The sequence below is a fragment of the Streptomyces sp. NPDC053069 genome (assembly GCF_044546895.1).
Taxonomy (GTDB): domain Bacteria; phylum Actinomycetota; class Actinomycetes; order Streptomycetales; family Streptomycetaceae; genus Streptomyces.
Window position 1 is genome coordinate 100,841 of record NZ_JBITZN010000018.1, and the last position, 16,238, is coordinate 117,078.

At 71.8% G+C, this 16,238-nt stretch carries 17 protein-coding genes; 13 read left to right on the forward strand and 4 right to left on the reverse strand.

All coding sequences use genetic code 11. From position 1 onward, the window contains the following. Positions 1–4 precede the first annotated feature (4 nt). The 7 genes from mqnE to ACIGXP_RS33415 all read left to right on the forward strand — a co-directional run bounded on the left by mqnE (position 5) and on the right by ACIGXP_RS33415 (position 6,687). Entirely contained in the window at positions 5–1,168 is a 1,164-nt protein-coding gene (mqnE, locus tag ACIGXP_RS33385) for an aminofutalosine synthase MqnE (protein WP_363214242.1), read from the forward strand. Positions 1,169–1,216: 48 nt separating this feature from the next. Beyond that, positions 1,217–1,876, forward strand: coding sequence for a UdgX family uracil-DNA binding protein (locus ACIGXP_RS33390; protein ID WP_363214241.1), 660 nt, complete (start codon positions 1,217–1,219; stop codon positions 1,874–1,876). A gap of 34 nt (positions 1,877–1,910) precedes the next feature. Then, positions 1,911–2,435 carry a GNAT family N-acetyltransferase gene (locus ACIGXP_RS33395; RefSeq protein ID WP_399774753.1) on the forward strand — a complete coding sequence of 175 codons (525 nt, stop codon included), beginning with the start codon at positions 1,911–1,913 and terminating at the stop codon, positions 2,433–2,435. A gap of 75 nt (positions 2,436–2,510) precedes the next feature. Beyond that, positions 2,511–2,819: a DUF4229 domain-containing protein gene (locus ACIGXP_RS33400; RefSeq protein ID WP_363214239.1), complete on the forward strand. Its 309-nt coding sequence runs from the start codon at positions 2,511–2,513 to the stop codon at positions 2,817–2,819. Positions 2,820–2,829: 10 nt separating this feature from the next. Then, entirely contained in the window at positions 2,830–3,492 is a 663-nt protein-coding gene (locus ACIGXP_RS33405; protein ID WP_399774756.1) for a TetR/AcrR family transcriptional regulator, read from the forward strand. A gap of 199 nt (positions 3,493–3,691) precedes the next feature. After that, positions 3,692–5,614, forward strand: coding sequence for an AMP-dependent synthetase/ligase (locus tag ACIGXP_RS33410; RefSeq protein ID WP_399774759.1), 1,923 nt, complete (start codon positions 3,692–3,694; stop codon positions 5,612–5,614). A 191-nt stretch (positions 5,615–5,805) separates the two neighbouring features. After that, a complete protein-coding gene (locus ACIGXP_RS33415) occupies positions 5,806–6,687 on the forward strand; it encodes a LysR family transcriptional regulator (RefSeq protein ID WP_363214236.1) in 882 nt (293 codons plus the stop codon). Between the two features lie 17 nt (positions 6,688–6,704). On the opposite strand, the gene ACIGXP_RS33420 is transcribed toward ACIGXP_RS33415, so the two are convergent. Next, positions 6,705–7,355: a class I SAM-dependent methyltransferase gene (locus ACIGXP_RS33420; protein WP_399774762.1), complete on the reverse strand. Its 651-nt coding sequence runs from the start codon at positions 7,353–7,355 to the stop codon at positions 6,705–6,707. Positions 7,356–7,437: 82 nt separating this feature from the next. Between ACIGXP_RS33420 and ACIGXP_RS33425 the strand changes: the two genes are divergently transcribed. Then, positions 7,438–9,102: a protein kinase gene (locus ACIGXP_RS33425; RefSeq protein WP_399774765.1), complete on the forward strand. Its 1,665-nt coding sequence runs from the start codon at positions 7,438–7,440 to the stop codon at positions 9,100–9,102. Here ACIGXP_RS33425 and ACIGXP_RS33430 read toward each other — a convergent pair. Further along, positions 9,099–9,413: an AzlD domain-containing protein gene (locus ACIGXP_RS33430; RefSeq protein WP_363214233.1), complete on the reverse strand. Its 315-nt coding sequence runs from the start codon at positions 9,411–9,413 to the stop codon at positions 9,099–9,101. The genes ACIGXP_RS33425 and ACIGXP_RS33430 overlap by 4 nt on opposite strands. Beyond that, on the reverse strand, positions 9,410–10,099 hold the full coding sequence (locus ACIGXP_RS33435; protein ID WP_363214232.1) for an AzlC family ABC transporter permease: 690 nt from the start codon (positions 10,097–10,099) through the stop codon (positions 9,410–9,412). The genes ACIGXP_RS33430 and ACIGXP_RS33435 overlap by 4 nt, the downstream gene beginning before the upstream one ends. A 68-nt stretch (positions 10,100–10,167) precedes the next feature. On the opposite strand from ACIGXP_RS33435, the gene ACIGXP_RS33440 reads away from it, so the two are divergent. Beyond that, positions 10,168–10,743, forward strand: coding sequence for an XRE family transcriptional regulator (locus tag ACIGXP_RS33440; RefSeq protein ID WP_363214230.1), 576 nt, complete (start codon positions 10,168–10,170; stop codon positions 10,741–10,743). Positions 10,744–10,868: 125 nt separating this feature from the next. Here the strand turns inward: ACIGXP_RS33440 and ACIGXP_RS33445 are convergent, their stop codons facing one another. Continuing rightward, on the reverse strand, positions 10,869–11,072 hold the full coding sequence (locus ACIGXP_RS33445; RefSeq protein ID WP_003992177.1) for a cold-shock protein: 204 nt from the start codon (positions 11,070–11,072) through the stop codon (positions 10,869–10,871). A 297-nt stretch (positions 11,073–11,369) separates the two neighbouring features. Between ACIGXP_RS33445 and ACIGXP_RS33450 the strand changes: the two genes are divergently transcribed. The 4 genes from ACIGXP_RS33450 (at position 11,370) to mqnC (ending at position 16,235) form a co-directional block, all read left to right on the forward strand. After that, the gene (locus tag ACIGXP_RS33450) at positions 11,370–12,218 is read left to right on the forward strand and encodes a menaquinone biosynthetic enzyme MqnA/MqnD family protein (protein ID WP_399774769.1); all 849 of its coding nucleotides are present in this window, start codon (positions 11,370–11,372) and stop codon (positions 12,216–12,218) included. Positions 12,219–12,346: 128 nt separating this feature from the next. Then, positions 12,347–14,179, forward strand: a complete 1,833-nt coding sequence (locus ACIGXP_RS33455; protein ID WP_399774772.1) for a protein kinase — start codon at positions 12,347–12,349, stop codon at positions 14,177–14,179. A gap of 31 nt (positions 14,180–14,210) precedes the next feature. Next, entirely contained in the window at positions 14,211–14,963 is a 753-nt protein-coding gene (locus ACIGXP_RS33460; RefSeq protein WP_399774775.1) for a prepilin peptidase, read from the forward strand. Positions 14,964–15,035: 72 nt separating this feature from the next. After that, positions 15,036–16,235 (forward strand): cyclic dehypoxanthinyl futalosine synthase, encoded by a 1,200-nt coding sequence (mqnC, locus tag ACIGXP_RS33465; RefSeq protein WP_363214226.1) that lies wholly within the window; start codon positions 15,036–15,038, stop codon positions 16,233–16,235. The last annotated feature ends 3 nt before the right edge of the window (positions 16,236–16,238 follow it).

The following is a 16,238-nucleotide window of genomic DNA, read 5'->3' on the forward strand; positions in this document are numbered from 1 at the left end:
TGGCATGGACGTCGGACTCAAGCGCGAGCTGGAGGAGAAGGTCCGCTCCGGTGAGCGGCTGACCCGCGAGGACGGCATCGCGCTGTACGAGTCGGACGACCTGGCATGGCTCGGCGGCCTGGCGCACGAGGTCCGGACCCGCAAGAACGGCGACGTGGTCCACTTCAACGTCAACCGGCACCTGAACATGACCAACGTGTGCACGGCCTCCTGCGCCTACTGCTCGTTCCAGCGCAAGCCGGGCGAGAAGGACGCGTACACGATGCGCATCGAGGAGGCCGTCAAGCTGGCCAAGGCGATGGAGTCGGAGAACCTCACCGAGCTGCACATCGTCAACGGCCTGCACCCGAACCTGCCGTGGCGCTACTACCCGCGTTCGCTCAGGGAGCTGAAGCAGGCCCTGCCGAACGTCTCCCTGAAGGCCTTCACGGCGACGGAGATCCACCACTTCGAGACGATCAGCGGTCTTTCCGCCTCGGAGATTCTGGACGAGCTGATCGACGCGGGCCTGGAGTCGCTGACCGGCGGTGGCGCCGAGATCTTCGACTGGGAGGTCCGGCAGCACATCGTGGACCACCGCACCCACTGGGAGGACTGGTCCCGCATCCACCGCCTGGCGCACGAGAAGGGCCTGAAGACCCCGTGCACCATGCTCTACGGCCACATCGAGGAGCCCCGCCACCGCGTGGACCACGTCCTGCGCCTGCGTGAGCTGCAGGACGAGACGGGCGGCTTCCAGGTCTTCATCCCGCTGCGCTACCAGCACGACTTCGTGGACATGAAGGACGGCAAGATCCGCAACCGCCTTCAGGCCCGCACCCAGATGGCGACCGGTGCGGAAGCCCTGAAGACCTTCGCCGTCTCCCGGCTGCTCTTCGACAACGTCCCGCATGTGAAGGTCTTCTGGGTCATGCACGGGGTGCAGACCGCGCAGCTGGCCCTGCAGCACGGCGCGGACGACATGGACGGCTCGGTGGTCGAGTACAAGATCACCCACGACGCCGACAACTTCGGTACGCCGAACAAGCTCACCCGTGAGGACCTGCTGGAGCTGATCCGCGACGCCGGCTTCCGCCCGGTGGAACGGAACACGCGCTACGAGATCATCCGCGAGTACGACGGCCCGGACCCGGCCCGCAGGGAGTCTCCCCAGCCGATGCGGGTGTGACGCGGCCCGGTCGGTGACAAGGCGGGGCACAAGGGGTACCCGCCCGGCATGGTTTCAACGAAGGCCCCCGAGGACGCCTACACGGCGGAGCCCTTCGTCCCCGAGGGCGCCGATCTCGCCGCCCTCCGCGAAGCCGCCGCCGGATGCCGTGGCTGCCCCCTGCACCGGGACGCCACGCAGACGGTGTTCGGCGCGGGCAGCGCGCACGCCCGCGTCATGCTCGTCGGCGAGCAGCCCGGCGACCAGGAGGACCGCCAGGGCAGACCTTTCGTCGGCCCCGCCGGCAAGCTGCTCGACAGGGCGCTGGAGGAAGCCGGCATCGACCCGGCGGAGGCGTACGTCACCAACGCCGTCAAGCACTTCAAGTTCACCCGGGCCGAGCCGCGCAAGCGCCGGATCCACAAGGCCCCGAGCCTTCGGGAGATGACCGCCTGCGGGCCGTGGCTCGCCGCGGAGCTGGCGCTGGTCGAGCCCGAACTGATCGTGGTGCTCGGTGCGACGGCCGGGAAGGCGCTGCTCGGGTCGTCGTTCCGGGTGGGCGAGGTGCGCGGGACCGTACTGGAGCGGGAGATCCACGGCCGGCCCGAGCGGCTGGTGCCGACTGTGCATCCGTCGTCGGTGCTGCGGGCGCAGGACGACGCGGACAGGAAGGCCGCGTACCAGGGGCTCGTGGCCGACCTGAAGGTGGCTGCGCGCGCCCTCGGGTGACGGATCCCCCTCCCGTAATGGCTAAAGTGGCCCCATGCCGCTTACCTTCACCCTGGACCCCGCCATCACCCCTGACCTGCGCGACGGCATCCTCGACCTGTGGACGGACGTCTCCAACGCGGGCGGTGCCGTGGGCTTCGTGCCGCCGGTGAGCCGGGAGGACGTCCGGCCGGAGCTGGTGCGCCACTTCGTGGCCATGGCCGAGGGCCGTCACCGGCTGCTGGTCGGCTGTGACGAGACGGGCGAGCCGGCCGCGACCGCCTTCTTCTCCTTCAACACGCACCGGCTCCAGCAGCACTGGGTGTGGCTGTACACGGTGATGGTCCACCCGAGGCACCAGGGCAAGGGGTACGGCCGCGAGCTGCTGGCGGCCGCCGCGGACGCGGCCCGTACCTTCGACGGCATCGACGCGATACGGCTGAGCTGCCGGGGCGGCCTGGGCCTGGAGCGGTTCTACGGCTCCTGCGGTTACAAGGAGGTCGGCCGGGTGCCGGGCGCCATCCGGGTGGCACCCGGCGACGACCGCGACGACGTGATCATGCTGCTGCCCCTCGGCTGACCCCCCTGCAAGATCCCTCCCCGGTCGTGCTTCACTGGACGATGACCCCTTTTGGAATCGGACGAGTGGATTGAGATGCTCCGCTACACGCTGATGCGCCTCGGCATCTTCGCCGGCTGCCTCGTGGTCGTCTGGGGAGCCGTCTACTCCGGCATCTTCCCGCGCGGTTTCGGCGACTCGAACTTCCTGTGGGTGCTGCTGCTGGCGCTGGTCCTGTCGGCGCCGATCAGCTGGGTGGTGCTGCGCAAGGAGCGGGACCGGGCCTCGGTGCAGATCGTCGACAGGGTCGACCGGATGAAGGCCAACCTCGACGCCAACCGCAGCCAGGAGGACGGCGTCGACGACGCCGCGAGGGCGCAGGGCGGGGCAGCCGCGTCCAACTAGTCTTGCCCTCATGGGTGGGGCGAGGGCCAAGCGCATGCCGCGGGCGGTGCGGGAGCAGCAGATGCTCGACGCCGCCGTGCGGATCTTCGGCCGACGCGGCTACATGGCCGCCTCGATGGACGAGATCGCCGAACTCGCCGGCGTGTCCAAGCCCTTGGTCTACCTGTACCTGAATTCCAAGGAAGACCTCTTCACCGCCTGCATCCGGCGCGAGGCCACCGCCCTGACGGAGGCCGTCCGCGCCGGGGTCCGCACGGACCTGCCCGCCGACCGCCGGCTCTGGGACGGGCTCGGGGCCTTCTTCGCGCACACCGCCGCGCACCCCGACGCCTGGTCGGTGCTGCACCTCCAGGCCCGAACGCACGGGGAGCCCTTCGCGGCCGAGGTCGCCGCGATGCGCGAGGAGATCGTGGCGTTCGTGACCCGGCTGGTCGCGGCCGCGGCCCGCGAGGCCCACCGGGCCCCCGACCTGCCCGAGCACGAGGTGGCGGGGCTGGCCGAGGCACTGGTGGGTGCGGCGGAGTCGCTGGCCGTGTGGGCCAACACCACGCCTGGAGTCACCGCCCGCCAGGCGGCGACCACCCTGATGAACTTCGCGTGGTCGGGCCTGGGCAATCTGATGCAGGGCAACACATGGACACCGCCGGCCGACCCGACCCGGGAGTGCGGGTGACGGGCAGGGGCGCGTCACCGGCGGGGAATCAAACGTGAGCCCCCGTCACATAACCCCCGAGGCTGCACATCCCCGGCTCCGGACCATTCCCGGACTCGCACAATCCCCTCACAGCGGAGCCGTACGATCACCTCCCTAACCTGCGGTAACCCCTTTCCGTCAAGGCGCCGCAGGTGCACGCACGCCACAGGAGCCGCTCGTGTCCACGCCGTACCCGAACACCCCCGTCTCCGCCACCGACTACGACGGCCGCCCGGTCCTCGTGGAGCCGTGGGTCCAGCGGCTGGAGGGTGTGGTGCGGGAGGTGTCCGTACCGCCGTTCACATCTCCGCTCAAACACGGCTCCCTCGCCGACCTGCCCTTCGACAACGCGGACGCCGCGCCGGCCGCGATCGTGCTCAGCCGCAAGCTGCCCGACGGCCGCTGGACGGACGTGACGGCCGCGTACTTCGCCGAGCAGGTGCTCGCGGTGGCCAAGGGGCTGATCGCCGAGGGCCTGATGCCGGGCGACCGCATCGCCGTCATGGCCCGTACGACGTACGAATGGACGCTGCTCGACTTCGCCGCCTGGGCCGCCGGCCTGGTCACCGTGCCGGTCTACCCCACCTCCTCGGTCTTCCAGACCCGCTGGATCCTGCACGACTCCGGCGCCGTCGCCCTGATCACCGAGACCGCTGGCCAGGCCTCCGCCATCGGCCCCGAACTCCAGCACCTGCCCGACCTGCGCCATCTGTGGGTGATGGACAAGGAGCACGTGACCCGGCTCGGCGAGGCCGGCGCACAGGTGCCGGACGGTGAAGTCGCCGTACGGCGCGGCATGCTCGGCCCCGACACCCTCGCCACGCTCATCTACACCTCCGGCACCACCGGCCGCTCCAAGGGCTGCGCCCTCTCGCACGGCAACTTCTTCGCCGAGGTCGACAACGCCATCGAGCTGCTCCACCCGGTCTTCAAGGCCCAGGACGAGGAGCCCTCGGTCCTGCTCTTCCTGCCGATGTCCCACGTCTTCGGACGCATGGTGGCCATCGCCTGCGTCCGGGCCCGGGTCCGCCTCGGCCACGCGCCGAGCCTGGCCGCCGAGGACCTGCTTCCGGACCTGGCGGCCTTCAGGCCGACCGCGCTGCTGACCATCCCGTACATGCTGGAGAAGGTCTACAACTCGGCCCGTGCGCAAGCCGAGTCGGGCGGCCGGGTGGCGGTCTTCGACCGCGCCGCCGCCGTCGCCCGGCGCTACGGCGAGGCGCTGGAGGCCCGGCAGACCGGCGCCGGCAGCGGCCCGAGCCGCTCCCTGAAGACGGCCCGCAGCTTCTACGACCCGCTCGTCTACCGCAAGATCCGCACCGCCATGGGCGGACGCGTCCGGCACGCCATCTGCGGCGGCTCCCCGCTCGGCCGGCGCCTCGCCGCGTTCTACGCCGGCGCCGGCATCGAGATCTTCGAGGGCTACGGCCTGACGGAGACCACCGGCGCCACGACCGTCACGCCGCCCCTCAAACCCCGCCTGGGCACGGTCGGCTGGCCGCTCCCCGGCACCCGCGTCCGGATCGCGGCCGACGGCGAGATCCTCGTCGCGGGCGACCACGTCCTGCGCGGCTACTGGGACCCGCAGGCCGGCGGAGTCGTCCCCGCGACCAGGGACGGCTGGCTGCCCACCGGCGACATCGGCGAACTGGACGACGAGGGCTACCTCACCATCACCGGCCGCAAGAAGGAACTGCTGATCACCGCGGGCGGCAAGTCGGTGGCCCCGGCCCCGCTGGAGAACTGGCTGCGCCAGCACCCGCTGATCTCGCAGGTGATGCTGGTCGGCGACGGCCGGCCGTACGTCGCCGCGCTGATCACCCTCGACCCCGACGGCATCACCCACTGGCGGCAGATGATCGGCAAGCACCCGGTGCCGCCGGAACTCCTGCTCGGCGACCCCGAGTTGGAGGCGATCCTGCAGCGAGCGATCGACGAGGCCAACAAGCTGGTCTCCCGCCCCGAGTCCATCCGCCGCTTCGCCGTACTCCCCGTGGACTTCACCGAGGCGGCCGGCCATCTGACGCCCTCCCTGAAGCTCCGCCGTGAGGCGATCACGCGGGACTTCTCCCGCGAGGTGGAGAGCCTGTACGGGAACTGAGGCCGGTGCGTCGAAGCGGCTACGGTCGACACCCGCTCCGCGCTGGTCCCGCCTCGGTCCGGACTCTCGGCGGGGCGTGGAGCGGGTTGCCGCCTGGGTCGGTCGCGGCCCGCCATTGATCCTCGTACGGCACCTGACCCTCAGTCAATCCTTGGGTTTTCTTCGAACCCCCAAGTGCTAGCTTGGGAGTTGTGACGCTGGACGACCTTCGCGTGTTCGTGGCCGTGTGCCGTGCCGGCAGCCTCAGTTCCGTCGCGCGGGACCTCGGCTGCACCCAGTCCGCCGTGAGCCAGCACGTGAAGCGGCTGGAGCGGGAGACCGGGGTGGCGCTGCTGGAACGGCAACCGCGGGGCGTGGTCCCCACGCAGGCCGGCCGGATTCTGGAAGCGGCGGCGGCCGAGGGCATATCCGGCCTCGACCTCGCGGTACGGCAGTTGCGCGACCTCGTCGACGGCCACAGCGGGTACGTCCGCGTCGCCACCGGCGCCACCACCGTCCGGCACTTCATGTCCGACGCGGTGGTCACCTTCCGCCGCCGTCATCCCGAGGTCAATCTGGAGTTCCGTACCGTCAGTTCGGGACGCGGCACCTTCGACGCCCTCGCCGACGGCACCCTCGACCTGGCGTGGATCACCGTCGGCCCCCGGGTCCGCGGCATCGAGCAGCGGACGGTCGCGGAACTGCCCTGGCTGCTCGCCGTCCACGCCGACGATCCCCTCGCCGAACGGCCGGATCTCGACCCCGCGGAACTGGCCGACGTACGCCTCATCCGCCTGCCCCCCAACTCCACCTCCGCCGCCCGACTCGACGCGGCCTGCGCCGAGCTGGGCGTGCGGTTCGCCTACGACACGAGCGTCGCCGACTGGGACACGGCGCTGCTGCTGGCCGAGCTGGGCGTGGGCCGGGCGGTCGTACCCGCCGTACCCGGACTGCCGGTACCGGGGGAGGGCGATCTGCGGCTGGTCCCGCTGCGGGGCCTGCGCCCCCTCCCGGTCGGCTGGGCCGTCCGCCGTTGGGACGCCCTCAGCCCTCCGGCACGCGCCTTCGCGGATACGGTCGCCGCCGCTCGCTGAGCGAGAGTTCCGCCTGGTCAGCCTGCCTTCCGGGCGAGAACAAACGCCTGGTCCGCCGTCTCGCCCAGCGCGGTGTCCTGTGCGCGCACGGTGCTGGAGCGCAGGACGAAACCGCCGTCGGCCAGGAGCCCCGCCATGAACTCGGGACGACGGCGCTCGAAGTCCAGCGTGACCGGACGCCCCCACGGCTGAGTGAGGCGGAGCGGCTCGTCTCCCGTCTGGAAGGCGAGGAGGAGATGGCCGCCGGGGGCGAGGACGCGGTGGAATTCGGCAAGCAGACGGGGGAGTTCGGCCACGGGTGTGTGGATGCTGGAGTACCAGGAGACGACCCCGGCGAGGGAACCGTCCTCAAGGGGCAACTCCAGCATCGACCCCTGCTCGAACCGCAGAGCGGGATACTCGCGGCGGGCGACGGTGAGCATCGACTCGGAGAGGTCGAGGCCGGAGACGGACAGGCCCAGGCTCGCGAGATGGGCCGTGACCGCGCCGGGCCCGCAGCCGAGGTCGGCCACCGGCCGGTCCGGGCCGACCAGTTCGGCGTACGCGGCGAGCAGCGCCCGCTCCAGCGGCCTGTCGGCGAGCGGGTTCCGGAAGTGGTCGGCGTAGTCCTCGGCGACCGTGTCGTAGAAGGTGCGGGTGGCGGTGAGGAAGTCCTCGGTGTCGGTCATGGGGAGGACCGTAACGACCCGCACTGACAGGCCTTTAGGCTTCTGTCGTTCGGTCAGTTGATCGGGGTGGGGGAAAGGGCCGATGGATCAGGCGACAGACGTTTTCCAGCCACTGCAGGGGGACGATCCGCCGGTGGTGGCCGGTTACCGGCTCGCCGCGCGGCTGGGCGCGGGGGGTATGGGACGGGTCTACCTGTCGCACACGCAGGGTGGCCGGCCGGTGGCCCTCAAGGTCGTGCGGCCGGAGCTGGCCGACGATCCGGACTTCCGGCGGCGGTTCGCACGGGAGGTCAGGGCGGCCCGGCGGGTCCGGGGCGCGTACACCGCCGAGCTGATCGACGCCGACGCGGACGGCGTGCCGCCCTGGCTGGCCACGCTCTACGTGCCGGGGCCGTCGCTGGCGGAGGCCGTGGCCCGGCGCGGACCGCTGCCGGTTCCGGCGGTGCTGTGGCTGATGGCGGGGGTGGCGGAGGCGCTGCAGGCCATCCACGCCGAGGGCATCGTGCACCGGGACCTGAAGCCGTCGAACGTGCTGCTGGCCGCCGACGGGCCACGGGTGATCGACTTCGGGATCGCACTGGCCGCCGACGGGACGTCGTACACGGCGACCGGAAACACCATCGGCACGCCCGCGTTCATGGCCCCGGAGCAGGCGTCCGGGGACGAGGTCACGACGGCGACCGATGTCTTCGCGCTCGGTCAGACGGCGGCGTTCGCGGCGCTGGGCAGGCCGCTCTACGGCGACGGCTCGGGCGTCAACATGCTGTACCGCATCGTGCACTCCGCACCCGACCTGTCCCTGCTGCCCGAGCCGCTGCGGCCGCTCTTCGCCCGCTGCCTGGCCGCGGACCCGGCCGAGCGGGCCACGGCTGCGGAGGTCGTGGAGTGGTGCCGGCAGCGGCTGGGGGCGGACGCCGACGCGGGCGGGGGACCGGCCGTGTGGCGGGAGATCACCGGGCCGGAGGTCGTGGTCCCGGCGCCGCTGCCCGACCCCACCCCGGTCTCCCCGCAGCCGCTGATCGGGTACCCGCGGTCGCCGGCCGGGTGGCCGCAGCCGACGGCGGACCAGCGCAAGGCCCGCAGGCGGCGCGCCGGACTGATCACGGCCGCCGGTGTGGCGGGAGGCGCGCTGCTGGTGGCGGCCCTGGCGTGGTTCGTGATGGACGCCAAGGACAGGCCCGTTGGCCGGGGCACGGCGGGCTCCAGGACGTCCGCCACGGGGCCGGCGGCACGGTCGTCGGCGTCCGCGCCGGGCTCCTCCTCGCATGCGCCGGACTCGTCGGCGCGCGGGGCCGGTGACGGTGGCGGCGGCGCGTCCGGGAACGGGGCATCCTCGTCGGCGTCGCCCCAGGACCCGCGGCCGGAGGGTTTCGCCCCGGTGCGGCTCGACGCGAAGACCTCGTTGAGCCTCGGGGACAAGGAGCCCGCACGGCAGGACCGCAGGGGTGACATCCGCTTCGACTGCCGGTCGATCGGGTGTGAACTGACGAGCGACAGCGCCGTCTTCGTCCAGATGTGGGGTGCGCACGGCACCACCCTCGACGAGTGCCGGCTCATACTCGGCAGCGCCAAGAAGCACAGTTGGACGCTGGCCGGGGCGGCGGCCGGCACCGAGTTCTGCATCAAGGACACCGAGGGCGACATCGGACTGTACGTGATCCAGACCAAGTCCACCGCGCTCCCGGACATCGCCTTCCTGCAGGGAGACCTGACGATCTGGCGGAAGGCGGCCCGGCCGGGGGCCTAGCCCACCCCGGCAAGCCGCAGCAGCGCGGCCGTCGCCGCCGCGCCCAGCACCACCACCGCGAACGGTGCCCGGCGCCAGGCCAGCACGCCGCCGACCAGGACCCCGGCGGGCCGGGCCCAGCCCGCGAAGCCGCCGGACTCCGTCAGCGCACCGGTGGCCAGCAGCGCGACGAGCAGGACCACCGCTCCGGCCGAGGCGAGCTCCTGCGCACGGGCCGGTATCTCGACCCGCCCGTGCAGCACCGGCCCCACCAGCCGGAAGGCGTACGTGCCCACGGCCAGCGCGAGGATCACGACAACAGCGGCGTTCATACGGCGGCCTCCACAGGCTGTCGGCGATACAGGAAGAGCCCCGTCAGGGCGAGCAGCACCGGCACCCCGGCGGGCACGGCGGGCGTCGCCACCAGGGCGACGACCGCGCCGATCACCGCACACCGCCGTACCGCCGCGTCCCCCCGCAGCTGGGGCAGGACCAGGGCGACCAGTACGGCGGGAAACGCGGCGTCGAGCCCGTAGCGGGCCGTGTCGCCCAGCGCACCCCCGGCGAGCGCACCGGCCAGCACCCCGGTGTTCCACACGGCGAACAGCCCGAGCCCGGAGATCCAGAAGGCCCGCCGCTGCCGTACCGGGTCGGGCTGGGCGAGGGCGAAGGCGACCGTCTCGTCGGTGACCAGGTGGGCGCCGAGGAAGCGGGCCACCCGTCCGGTCCCGAGGATCTCGGCGACGGCCAGGCTGAAGGCGGCCGTACGGGTGTTCAGCAACAGTCCGGTCGCCGCCGCCGCGAGCGGGCCGCCCCCGGCGAGCAGCACTCCTACCGCGCTGAACTGGGCCGATCCCGCGTACACCACCAGTGACATCAGTACCGGCACCCACACCGGCAGCCCGCCGGCGACGGAGACTGCACCGAAGGAGACACCGACGACGCCGCTGGCCAGCCAGACCAGAGAGCTGTCGCGGAGCAGGGAACGATCACTGGGTGTTCGGAGAAACGAACGCATGTTTTCTACAATGAACAGCGGGTACTCTGTCCGTCAAGCCGAACGGTCGTACCGATGGAGCGAACGAGATGTCCGAGCCGCCTCCCCGTCCCCCCGCCCGGCTCCCTCTGGAGTGGATCGCCGCATCGCTCAAGCGTGAGCGCACCCGCACCGGGCTGTCCCTGTCCGAGCTGGCCAAACGCGCCGGAATCGCGAAGTCCACGCTCTCCCAGCTGGAGGCGGCGAGCGGCAATCCCAACGTGGAGACGCTCTGGGCGCTCGCGGTCGCCCTGGGGGTGCCGTTCAGCGCACTGGTGGAGCCGCCGGCGCCGAGCATCCAGGTGATCCGGGCAGGCGAGGGCCCGGCGGTCGCCTCGGCGCAGGCGAACTATGTCGCCACCCTGCTGTCCGCGAGCCCGCCGTCGGCCCGGCGGGACATCTACCGCCTGAGCGCCGAGCCCGGGGCGGCCCGGGTGTCGGAACCGCACATCCCCGGCACGGTCGAGCATCTGATCGTGAGCTCCGGCCGGATGAAGGCGGGCCCGGCGGGGGAGGAGGCGGAACTCGGCCCGGGGGATTACATGACCTATAGGGGAGATGTGCCGCACTCCTACGAGGCGCTGGCGCCGGGTACGACCTTCGTTCTCGTCATGCAGCACACGTAGAGAATTCGCACAGAATTCATCAACGGCCGGGACCGGCGGTGGGCCCGGGAAAGGCAGGAGCCCCGTCGCCGGAACGGCGCGGGGCTCCTTGGGTACTGCTCTCAGGTTCTGCGATCAGGCAGTGATCAGACGGGGGTGACGTTCTCCGCCTGCGGACCCTTCGGGCCCTGCGTCACGTCGAAGCTCACCTGCTGGTTCTCCTCGAGGGAGCGGAAGCCGGAGGCGTTGATCGCGGAGTAGTGAACGAAGACGTCGGGGCCGCCGCCCTCCTGGGCGATGAAGCCAAAGCCCTTTTCGGCGTTGAACCACTTAACGGTTCCGGTAGCCATAAGCCCTCCTTGGGCTCAAAAGGGTTGCCCTGCTCCAGAACCTGCACGTGCGAAACGGTGCTGCGCAACTGCATACGTCTGAAAACGACGAGAGCCTGCGGTTACATGCTCCGCAGGCTCTGTACTGCAAGGGAAACCAAACTGCAACTTGCGGCAAGCCTAGCATCCGGGCAGCCGAAAGCAATAGAGGGCAAGATCACTTCACCCGGATGTTTGAACGGCCGTTGGGCCATTTGACGGCGAGGTGACGGCGGGGCCGGTCCCGGCACCGTACCCCACGGGGTCTAGGGTCGCGATGTGGACAATTCTCGCACCCGGCCGCGCGTCGGCCACATCCAGTTCCTGAACTGCCTGCCCCTCTACTGGGGGCTCGCGAGAACCGGCACCCTCCTCGACTTCGAGCTGACCAAGGACACCCCGGAGAAGCTCAGCGAGCAGCTCGTGCGCGGCGACCTCGACATCGGCCCCGTCACCCTCGTCGAGTTCCTGAAGAACGCCGCAGACCTGGTCGCCTTCCCGGACATCGCCGTCGGCTGCGACGGCCCGGTGATGTCCTGCGTGATCGTCTCGCAGGTCCCGCTGGACCAGCTGGACGGCCGCCGGGTCGCCCTGGGCTCGACCTCCCGCACCTCGGTCCGCCTCGCCCAGCTCCTCCTCGCCGACCGCTACGGCGTCCGGCCCGACTACTACACCTGCCCGCCCGACCTCAGCCTGATGATGCAGGAGGCGGACGCGGCGGTCCTGATCGGCGACGCGGCACTGCGGGCGAACCTGCTGGACGGCCCGCGCTACGGCCTTGAGGTCCACGACCTCGGCGCGCTCTGGAAGGAGTGGACCGGACTGCCGTTCGTCTTCGCGGTCTGGGCGGCCCGCCGCGACTACGCCGACCGCGAGCCGGACATCACCCGCCAGGTCCACCAGGCCTTCCTCGAATCCCGCAACCTCTCCCTGGAGGAGGTCGCCAAGGTCGCCGAACAGGCCGCCCGCTGGGAGGCCTTCGACGAGGTGACCCTGGCGCAGTACTTCACCACCCTCGACTTCAGCTTCGGCACCCCGCAGCTGGAGGCGGTCGCCGAGTTCGCCCGCCGGATCGGCCCGACGACCGGCTTCCCGGCGGACGTGAAGGTGGACCTGCTGCGTCGGTGAGCACGCGTCACTAGGCTGAGCGGGACAGGCCTGGACACGGGCCTTGAGTGCGTGTCTTGAGCGCTACGGGCCTTGAGACGTGTCGTGGGTACGGGCCTTGAGGCCGGAGGCGTTGGGGGGAGCGCGCCATGCAGCCGCTGGACGTGGACGAGCCGGCCACCGTCGGGCCCTACCGGTTGCTCGGCCGGCTCGGCGCCGGTGGCATGGGCCGGGTCTACCTCGGCCGCAGCGCGGGGGGCCGTACGGTCGCCGTGAAGATCGTGCATCCGCACTTCGCGCTGGACGAGGAGTTCCGCGCCCGCTTCCGGCGCGAGGTGGCGGCCGCCCGCCGGGTCGGCGGCGCCTGGACCGCGCCCGTCCTGGACGCGGACCCGGACGCCCCGGTGCCCTGGGTCGCCACCGCCTACGCGGCCGGCCCGTCCCTCGCCGCGGCCGTCACCGACACCGGCCCGCTGCCCGCGCACACCGTACGGGCCCTGGGCGCGGGCCTCGCCGAGGCGCTGACGGCCGTGCACGAACGGGAGCTCGTGCACCGGGACGTCAAGCCGTCGAACGTCCTGCTGACCCTCGACGGACCGTTGCTGATCGACTTCGGTATCGCACGGGCCATGGACGGCACGGCGTCCCTGACGTCCACCGGTGTCTCGGTCGGCTCCCCGGGCTACATGTCACCCGAGCAGATCCTCGGCAAGGGCGTCACGGGCGCCGCCGACGTCTTCTCCCTCGGCGCGGTCCTCGTCCACGCGGCCACCGGGCAAGCGCCCTTCCGCGGTGACTCCTCGGCCGCACTGCTCTACAAGGTCGTCCACGAGGAGCCCGAACTGGGCTCGCTCGACGGCGCGTTGCGGGAGGTCGCCATGGCCTGCCTGGCCAAGGACCCGGCGGCCCGGCCGGTGCCCGCCGAGGTGAGCCGACGGCTCGCCCCGGAAGGCGCCACCCGCCTGATCGCCGGCGGCTGGCTGCCGGGTCCCCTGGTGGAACAGGTCAGCCGCAGCGCCGTCCGCCTGCTCAATCTGGACACGGGGGAGACGGTGCGGTCGGGGCCGGTGGCCTTCGACCGGCCGGCGGTGCCGGGGCCGCCGGTGCCTGCGTCAGCGTCTGCTTCGGACTCCGGCTCGGGCCCCGCCTCCGCTCCCGCCCCCGCCGAGCCGGACTCCGTCACCGGGGCCGGTGCTTTCGGGCCCGCGCCCGTGATGAGCCCGCAGGACCCTGGCACGCCGGTGCCTTCCGGGCCGGCGACCGGTGCGGCCGGGAAGGCCCCGGGGACCGCGACCGGTGCGGCCGGGGTTGGCCCGGAGTCCGCGACCGGTGCGGACGGGGTGCCGTCCGGGGCGCCGACCGTCGTGCCCGCGCCGCGGGACGCGTCGCCGCCCGGCCGGGTCTCGGTCAGCCTGGCGGCGGCCTCCGCGCCGGCAGACAGCGGCAGGGGCCGCCGGCTGAGCTGCACGGTGGTGCTGGCCGTCGCGGGAGCGCTGGCCGTGGTGTCCCTGGTGGCCGGCGCGGTGCTGCGGCCCTGGTTCCAGCACGACAGTGACGCGGGCGCGGGCAGCGCCCCCCGCTCCCCGGCGCCGAGTGGGGCGGTCAGCAGTGCCCCCGGCGGGAGTTCCCGGTCCGGTGCGATCCCGGCCCGCTATCTCGGCACCTGGGAAGGGCAGGGCAGCGAACTGGGACTGCCCGCGGGCACCTTCCGGATCACCGTCCACCAGGCGAGCGTGGGGGAGGAGTTGGGGCGGCTGAGGAACACCGACCAGATCGGCGGTGTGTGCACGGACGTCCTCACCCTGAAGAAGGTGACGAAGTCCCGGATCCTCGCGACCTCGGTGGGCGCACGGGACAACCCCGGGCACTGTGTGGCGAGTCCGCGCCAGGTCGAACTGACCCCGGTCGGCGACGACCTGCAGTTCACTTCGGACAGCGCGGCCGAGGGCAACGCGCAGGCCCGGATGTCGAAGGTCGGATGAGAACCGTGAGCGCGACGGGGAGCGGAACCGGATGAGCACAGGGGCGCTGATGGCCGCCGCCGCGCTGTGGGGTGTTCTGACGGGCGCGCTGCTGCCCCGCGCCGCCTACCGTTTCGCCGTCCCCTCCGGTGAGCCGTGGCGCGACCGCTGCCCGGACGGCCACCCGCTGCGGGGCTGGATCGGCCGCACGGGGTGCGGCGCGTGCGGAGAAGAGGGGCAGGTACAGGGGCGGGGGCACGGACAGCGCACCGAGGTACTCCCTGCCGCCCTCGCCACCGCCCTGACCTGCGCCGCTCTCGCCGCCGCCACCGGCACCCGGCCGGAACTGGCGGTATGGCTGCTGCTCGCGCCCGTCGGGGTGCTGCTGGCCGTGGTCGACCTCCGGGTGCAGCGGCTGCCCGATCCGCTGACCCTGCCCCTCGCCGCGGCCGCCCTCGCCCTGCTGGGCCTCGCCGCGCTGCTGCCCGAGCACGCCGGCCACTGGCTCACCGCGCTGTACGGAGCCCTCGCGCTCGGCGCCGGCTACTACGCGCTGTACCGCATCAACCCGGCCGGCATGGGCTTCGGCGACGTGAAACTGGCCGTCGGCATGGGCGTCGTACTCGGCTGGTACGGCTGGTCCACGGTCCTGCTCGGCGCCTTCGCCGGTTTCCTGTTCGGCGCGCTGTACGGCGGCGCGCTCGTCGTCGTACGGCGCGCGGGACGCAAGTCGGCGATCCCGTTCGGCCCGTTCCTGCTGGCCGGTGCCTTGACCGGCCTGCTGATCGGCGCGTACGCGGCCTGACGTCTGTGCGGGGAAAGGGCTGGCGTAGGCTGAGTCAGCCCGTCCACAACCCTTGACGAAAGGGACGCCCTGGTGACCGAGAAGGCCGACCTCCAGTCTGTCCTCGACCGTGCCGCAGCCGGTGGGCGGATCACCCCGGAAGAGGCGCTCGTCCTCTACCGCGACGCCCCGCTGCACGCGCTGGGCGCCGCCGCCGACGCCGTACGCCGCCGCAAGTACGCCGGCACCGAGCACATCGCGACGTACATCATCGAGCGGAACATCAACTACACGAACGTGTGCGTCACGGCGTGCAAGTTCTGCGCCTTCTACGCGGCCCCCAAGGACAAGGACAAGGGCTGGACCCGCGACCTCGACGACATCCTGCGCCGCTGCGCGGAGACCGTCGAGCTGGGCGGCACCCAGATCATGTTCCAGGGCGGCCACCACCCGGACTACGGCGTCGAGTACTACGAGAAGCACTTCAAGGCCATCAAGGACGCCTTCCCGCAGCTGGTCATCCACTCGCTGGGCGCCTCCGAGGTCGAGCACATGGCCCGTATCTCCGGCGTGTCGGTCGAGGAGGCCATCACCCGGATCCACGAGGCCGGCCTGGACTCGTTCGCGGGCGCCGGCGCGGAACTGCTCCCCGAGCGCCCCCGCAAGGCCATCGCGCCCCTCAAGGAGTCCGGCGAGCGCTGGCTGGAGATCATGGAGACCGCGCACCGGCTGGGTGTGGAGTCGACGTCCACGATGCTCATGGGCACGGGTGAGACGAACGCCGAGCGGATCGAGCACCTGCGGATGATCCGGGACGTCCAGGACCGTACGGGCGGCTTCCGCGCGTTCATCCCGTACACCTACCAGCCCGAGAACAACCACCTGAAGGGCCGGACGCAGGCGACGATCTTCGAGTATCTCCGCATGATCGCCATCGCCCGCCTCTTCCTCGACAACGTCCAGCACATCCAGGGCTCCTGGCTGACCACGGGCAAGGAGGTCGGCCAGCTCTCCCTGCACTACGGCGCGGACGACCTCGGCTCCATCATGCTGGAGGAGAACGTCGTCTCCTCGGCCGGCGCCAAGCACCGCTCCAACCGCCTGGAGATCATCGACCTGATCCGCAAGGCGGGCCGCGTCCCGGCGCAGCGGGCCACGACGTACGAGCACCTCGTCGTCCACGACGACCCGGCGAACGACCCCGTGGACGACCGTGTGGTCTCCCACATCTCCTCCACGGCCATCGAGGGCGGCACTGCCCACCCCGAACTGAAGCTGCTGGCGTCGAACTAGGGG

Excerpts from the sequence above, each read along its gene's own strand:
- ACIGXP_RS33440 (WP_363214230.1), top strand. The coding sequence starts at position 10,168 with ATGTCCGAGCCGCCTCCCCGTCCCCCCGCCCGGCTCCCTCTGGAGTGG.
- ACIGXP_RS33445 (WP_003992177.1), bottom strand. The coding sequence starts at position 11,072 with ATGGCTACCGGAACCGTTAAGTGGTTCAACGCCGAAAAGGGCTTTGGC.
- ACIGXP_RS33460 (WP_399774775.1), top strand. The coding sequence starts at position 14,211 with ATGAGCACAGGGGCGCTGATGGCCGCCGCCGCGCTGTGGGGTGTTCTG.
- ACIGXP_RS33390 (WP_363214241.1), top strand. The coding sequence starts at position 1,217 with ATGGTTTCAACGAAGGCCCCCGAGGACGCCTACACGGCGGAGCCCTTC.
- ACIGXP_RS33405 (WP_399774756.1), top strand. The coding sequence starts at position 2,830 with ATGGGTGGGGCGAGGGCCAAGCGCATGCCGCGGGCGGTGCGGGAGCAG.
- ACIGXP_RS33395 (WP_399774753.1), top strand. The coding sequence starts at position 1,911 with ATGCCGCTTACCTTCACCCTGGACCCCGCCATCACCCCTGACCTGCGC.
- ACIGXP_RS33400 (WP_363214239.1), top strand. The coding sequence starts at position 2,511 with ATGCTCCGCTACACGCTGATGCGCCTCGGCATCTTCGCCGGCTGCCTC.
- ACIGXP_RS33455 (WP_399774772.1), top strand. The coding sequence starts at position 12,347 with ATGCAGCCGCTGGACGTGGACGAGCCGGCCACCGTCGGGCCCTACCGG.
- mqnE (WP_363214242.1), top strand. The coding sequence starts at position 5 with ATGGACGTCGGACTCAAGCGCGAGCTGGAGGAGAAGGTCCGCTCCGGT.
- ACIGXP_RS33420 (WP_399774762.1), bottom strand. The coding sequence starts at position 7,355 with ATGACCGACACCGAGGACTTCCTCACCGCCACCCGCACCTTCTACGAC.
- ACIGXP_RS33430 (WP_363214233.1), bottom strand. The coding sequence starts at position 9,413 with ATGAACGCCGCTGTTGTCGTGATCCTCGCGCTGGCCGTGGGCACGTAC.
- ACIGXP_RS33435 (WP_363214232.1), bottom strand. The coding sequence starts at position 10,099 with ATGCGTTCGTTTCTCCGAACACCCAGTGATCGTTCCCTGCTCCGCGAC.
- ACIGXP_RS33425 (WP_399774765.1), top strand. The coding sequence starts at position 7,438 with ATGGATCAGGCGACAGACGTTTTCCAGCCACTGCAGGGGGACGATCCG.